The following is a 5,211-nucleotide window of genomic DNA, read 5'->3' on the forward strand; positions in this document are numbered from 1 at the left end:
ACTTCTCTACGATCGTCACTCAGAAGAGCCTTAGCAATTTGACGAGCTCCACCCTGATAACAAAACTGCCCTAATCCTATCTGCTGCGTTCTTAACGCAACACGTTTTTCTTCTTTCAGAAATCTTTGCATAAGAAACATTATTTAACTTGTAAACAATTTCATTCAGCATGACGTATATAAGAAGAACATTAACTTGTTCAATTTAATCACTTATTTCAATTCCATTTTTCGTAATATTTTTATAATGATTTAGCTATATTAATAATTTAAATTGATTATTGATTATCGTTTCAAAGGGAAACGTAAAATTTTTATTAAACGTTAGGTGTTGGATATTTTTGTGTTAATGCTCGCAAAATATTTATTGAGAATCCCGAATAAAAACAATCAATATTTAGATAATTATTTTTTTGTATGCTAGGGAAGGAAAAGGACGTAAGTGTTGTGAAGGATTGAGCATATCTAACTTGATTTGGCCAAAAATAGATATCGTTGATCGAGAAAGAATTTTTGTTTCTTCAAAAAAGACAACTTGTCAATGAGAAAAAAAAGATATATTATATACACGAATCGGCAATGGTGCCGAGGAAATGTATTAGAGAACTGTATGCTAAGCAAAGATTTTGACAATAATTCCCAAAAAAATAGAGAAGCAGAGAGCATTCTTGAGAAAAATTTTGAAGACGCTTTTAAAGCGCTTTTAGAAGACACTTTAAAAGATCAAAAAAATTTAGAAGGAAAGATTGTAAAAGGTAGAATTGTTTCCATTGATCATGACGCCATCATCGTCAATGTTTCATCTAAGTCCGAAGGGCGCGTCTTATTAAAAGAGTTTGGAGATGCTGAGCGAGAAGCGCTTAGAGTAGGTGGACAGGTTGATGTTTATATAGAGCGTTATGAGGGAAGAGACGGTGGCATGATATTGAGCCATCAAAAGGCGATTCAAGAGGTTACTTGGATGAAGCTTGCTCAGGCTTTTGAAGAAAAAAAGCCTATTTCCGGAAAGATTTTGGGAATGGTAAAAGGGGGGTTGAGCGTAGATCTGGGGGGAACAGTTGCGTTTTTGCCGGGAAGTCAGGTGGATATTCGTCCTTCTAGAGATTCGGGTGAGCTTGTTGGAACTGATCAGATGTTTCTCATTGTAAAAATCGATGAGGCAAGAGGAAATATTGTAGTTTCTCGTCGTGCCGTGTTAGAAGAAGAGCGTGCTTCGGATAAAGCGCGTCTTTTGTCAGAACTCAAACAAGGAATGATTGTTGAGGGGGTTGTAAAAAATTTAGCTCCTTACGGTGCGTTTATTGATTTGGGGGGGATTGATGGATTATTGCACGTTTCGGATCTTTCCTATAACAAAAGGGTTAATGTTGAAGATGTTTTGCGTGTGGGGCAGACTGTTAAAGTGATGGTAATTCGCTTTAATCGCGAAAATGAAAGAATTTCTTTAGGACTGCGTCAGCTTGAAAAGGATCCATGGCAGACAATTCACGAAATGCATAAAGTAGGAAGTATTGTGACAGCTACCATTACAAATATCACTGAATATGGTGCTTTTGCAGAGCTTAGCGAAGGTATTGAAGGGCTTATTCACGCACGAGAGATGACTTGGCATAAAAAAGATGTTGTTCCTACTGAAGTGGTTTCTCAGAAAGATGAAGTAAAAGTTATGATTCTGGAAATTGATGCAACGAAGCGAAGGATTTCTTTGGGCTTGAAACAGTGTACAGAAAATTTGTTTGAGGTTTTTTCTAAACATCATCCTGTAGGAAGTCAATTAGAGGCAGAAGTTAAGGGAGTTACAGAATTCGGTCTGTTAGTAACGTTACCTTATGGTATTGAATTTGCGGTGCATAAGTCGGAGCTTTCTTGGACTCTTCCTTCAGATGAGGCGCTGTCTAGGTACCATGTCGGCCAAAAAGTACAGTTAAAAGTCACCAAGATTTCTTGCGAGGAAGAATTTATCGGTCTAAGTATAAAACAAGTGTCTAGTGATGCCAGCATGGAGCGTTTGCAATCTATAGAAAAAGGGCAAAATGTTAAGGCGCGTATAGTTCGTATTGCGGATTCAGGGATAGAGGTGGATTTGGGAGATGGGGCGCTTTCTTTCATTTCCCGCTCAGAACTTGCTGAAGATGCGGTGCACCAAAATCCTCATTCTTTTAAAGTTGGGGATATGATTGAGGCAAAGGTAATGAAAGTTAATGCTAAAACTCAGCAAATTCTCTTGTCGATAAAAGCTCTAGATCTTGAAGAGCGTTCTCGTATTTTATCTGAGTACATGGGAGAAAAAGAAAGTAGTTTTTGTTCGGCTTTAGATCGAGCGTTGGAGCAAAAAGAATAAGTTATTACTTTAAAAGCTAAAGGGGAAATTATGTTTGATTTTTGTGTTAAGACTTTTCTTTCTTCTTTGGAATCTGGAGAGATTAGGGCTGCTTATCCGAAAGAAGATGGGACTTGGGGGGTAGATGCACAGGTCAAACAAAAAATTTTAGCGTTATTTGGCTCTAGGGAAATGGGAATTATAGAGCAGTATTATATCGATAAAGTTTCTTTGTTTCCTAGAAGATTTTCTCTTGATGATGGTGTTCGCATAGTCCCTTTTGGATCGTCTATTCGACCGGGAGCGTGTGTTTCAAAGGGGGTGGTGGTTATGCCTCCCTCTTATGTTAATATTGGTTCATATTTGGGGGCAAGAAGTATGGTAGATAGCCATGTTTTGGTGGGGTCTTGCGCTCAAATCGGTGAAAACGTACATCTTTCTGCAGGTGTGAGTATTGGTGGGGTTTTGGAGCCTATTGAATCTCTTCCGGTGATTATTGAAGATGATGTTTTTGTTGGGGCAGGGTGCGTAGTAACTTCTGGGTTTCATGTAAAAAAAGGAGCTGTTTTAGGGGCTGGGTTGTCTTTGTCACGTTCTATTCCTGTGTACGATACAGTGAAGAATGAGGTTTATTACGGAGAAATTCCCGAATATTCTGTAGTGGTTCCTGGGACTCGGGCTATTTCTAGTGTTTTTCGCGATACACAATTGGCACTTCAGTGTGGAATTATTTTGAAATATCGTGATAGTCAAACGAATTCTAAAATTGCTTTAGAAGAGGCGTTGCGCTGAATGGTTTGTTGAACAAAACCGAAAAAATTTGAAATAAATTAAAAAAAATATTAACGATGGGGAGAAGTGCTTGTTTGGGTGTAATTTACTGACTAGTATGGTTTTTAAAGTTGTCTTTTTTGTTGGTGTGTTTTGCTTTGGAAGCGTTCAAGGAGAAAAGGATTCTAGAAATGCTTCTCCTTGCTTTGAATCTCCGCTTTCTTTAGAAGTGTATAATAATTGTTTAAAAAAATTTAATACTGTAGAAGCAAAATTTCTTCAAACGAGTGAATCTAAGTGTACTAAGGGAAAGCTGTACCTTCAAAAACCTGGAAAGCTTCGTATTATTTACGAAATTAACAGTCAGGGACAGCGAAAAGAAATTCTTTGTGACGGAACTTATCTTACAGAGTATGTTTTTGATTCTCAGGGAGAGCTTGAGGAGAGCAGCTCCGTAAACTTGTCAGAAACTCCTTTGCAAATAGTTTTAAATACTCAAGGGATAGATCTTCGATATGTTCGTGTGGAGCGCATTGTTTCTGCAAAAAAAAGTCGAGGTATTTACACGTATATTTATCTTGTTAAGAAAGAGGATTCTACAGAAGGGAAGGTCGTTCTTATTTTTAAAGAAGATAAAGAGGCAGGTCCCCAGTTTTGTGGGTGGACTATTTACGATGAACATAACAGAGAAATTATTCTTGAACTTACAGATGTTAATACCAACGTTATTATATTACCGAAAACTTTTTCTACCTCTTCAACTCTTTAGTGATAATGCTTTATACTCATCCTGTTTTACCGCTATCATGGCATCCTCTTTTGGATGATTCATCTTTTTGCATTGGAAAAAGTAATATTCATGCATTTCAGTGGATTCAAAAAGAAAAATGGCCTTTTCAGCATCTTAGTATTTACGGTCCAAAAGATAGTGGAAAAACTCATCTGGGGATGCTGTGGGCCAAAAAGCATCAAGCAGTTTGGTTGCCTTGTGCACACCCTTCTTTTGTTGATTCTAAAAAAAACTATGTTTTGGATGTTGATCCTCACTGTTTTAATGAACAAGATGTGTTTAGATTTTTAGAAGAAGTGCACGCTTTGGAAGCGTGTTGTTTGTGGCTAAGCGCTTTTCCTTTACATGTTCATTGCTCTCATTCTGCGTTGCGCTCTCGTTTTATTACATTTTTGTGTACTCAGATTCAAGAGCCTGATGATGTGTTGTTATCAAAGGTTTTAAAAAAGGCTTTTCGCGACGTCGGACTTATTGCTTATCCGCAAATTTTGGATTTTTTGATAAGGCGAATGGATCGCTCTTTTTCTAGTATTAGAGATGTTGTCGGGAAAATTCACGACTATACTTTAAAACATCGTGCTAATCTTAGCATTTCTGTTGTTAAGTCTGCATTAGACTGGTAAAGTCTAAGTGAAAAATAAAAAGTGATTAAATTTAAAATGTATTTTTTGATTAAAGGAGTAGTTCTATAGTGTTTTTCTTAAATAGAGAATAGACGTCGCCTCATTCGCCCTTAAAGTTAGCTTAGTCGTTATAGACAAATAATTGTCCAGTCCCAACACCATATATCATTGGATTGTGATCAAAATTTGACGGATTTTGCTCAAACTCTTTAAGAATGATATCAAAGAGAGTTTGATATTTCAATGAGTTAAGCTTACGTTGATGATTATAATATGAAATATAAAACCAAAGCTATCTAATGCTTTTTAAGTTTTTCCAATTGCTGATAATATATATTTTTGTTGTATATTGTTTGATAATTCTGTTTGTGCCCCCCACTTGTCCATTGGTCCAAGGATGTCTAAATTGTGTAAGGCTATGCTCAAGTTTATGAGCTTTACACGTTGCATCAAAAGGATGGGGGTTGTTTTTGGGACAAAGATGCTCAGCTAGAAGCGCATAGGTAAATTGAGCACCATTATCAGTCCGGATCTTAGAACCTGTATTCATGAATAAAAAAGTGTGATATAAAAGGATTGGAGGTGTAGAAGAAGAATTATCCAAGCGATTTAAAAGAGAGGGTGGGAAGTGAAAAAGCATCGTTTTGATAGCGGAAATAAAAGCAAATACAACAAAAAAGAGGGGCAATGCAGTATGTTATATAATCA

General features: G+C 36.9%; 5 protein-coding genes. 4 read left to right on the forward strand and 1 reads right to left on the reverse strand.

Features of this window, described 5'->3' with window-relative positions:
• Nucleotides 1-540 precede the first annotated feature (540 nt).
• The 4 genes from K737_RS01925 to K737_RS01940 all read left to right on the forward strand — a co-directional run bounded on the left by K737_RS01925 (nt 541) and on the right by K737_RS01940 (nt 4,503).
• Entirely contained in the window at nt 541-2,340 is a 1,800-nt protein-coding gene (locus tag K737_RS01925) for a 30S ribosomal protein S1 (protein ID WP_006298665.1), read from the forward strand.
• A gap of 30 nt (nt 2,341-2,370) precedes the next feature.
• Nucleotides 2,371-3,111, forward strand: a complete 741-nt coding sequence (locus K737_RS01930) for a 2,3,4,5-tetrahydropyridine-2,6-dicarboxylate N-succinyltransferase (RefSeq protein ID WP_006298663.1) — start codon at nt 2,371-2,373, stop codon at nt 3,109-3,111.
• A gap of 70 nt (nt 3,112-3,181) precedes the next feature.
• Entirely contained in the window at nt 3,182-3,859 is a 678-nt protein-coding gene (locus K737_RS01935; RefSeq protein ID WP_006298661.1) for a LolA family protein, read from the forward strand.
• A 50-nt stretch (nt 3,860-3,909) separates the two neighbouring features.
• Entirely contained in the window at nt 3,910-4,503 is a 594-nt protein-coding gene (locus K737_RS01940) for a P-loop NTPase family protein (RefSeq protein ID WP_235075659.1), read from the forward strand.
• A 292-nt stretch (nt 4,504-4,795) separates the two neighbouring features.
• Here K737_RS01940 and K737_RS10475 read toward each other — a convergent pair whose 3' ends face one another.
• A complete protein-coding gene (locus K737_RS10475) occupies nt 4,796-5,053 on the reverse strand; it encodes a DDE-type integrase/transposase/recombinase (RefSeq protein WP_075260314.1) in 258 nt (85 codons plus the stop codon).
• Between the last annotated feature and the right edge of the window lie 158 nt (nt 5,054-5,211).

The organism is Holospora undulata HU1 (assembly GCF_000388175.3).
GTDB classification, from domain to species: domain Bacteria; phylum Pseudomonadota; class Alphaproteobacteria; order Holosporales; family Holosporaceae; genus Holospora; species Holospora undulata_A.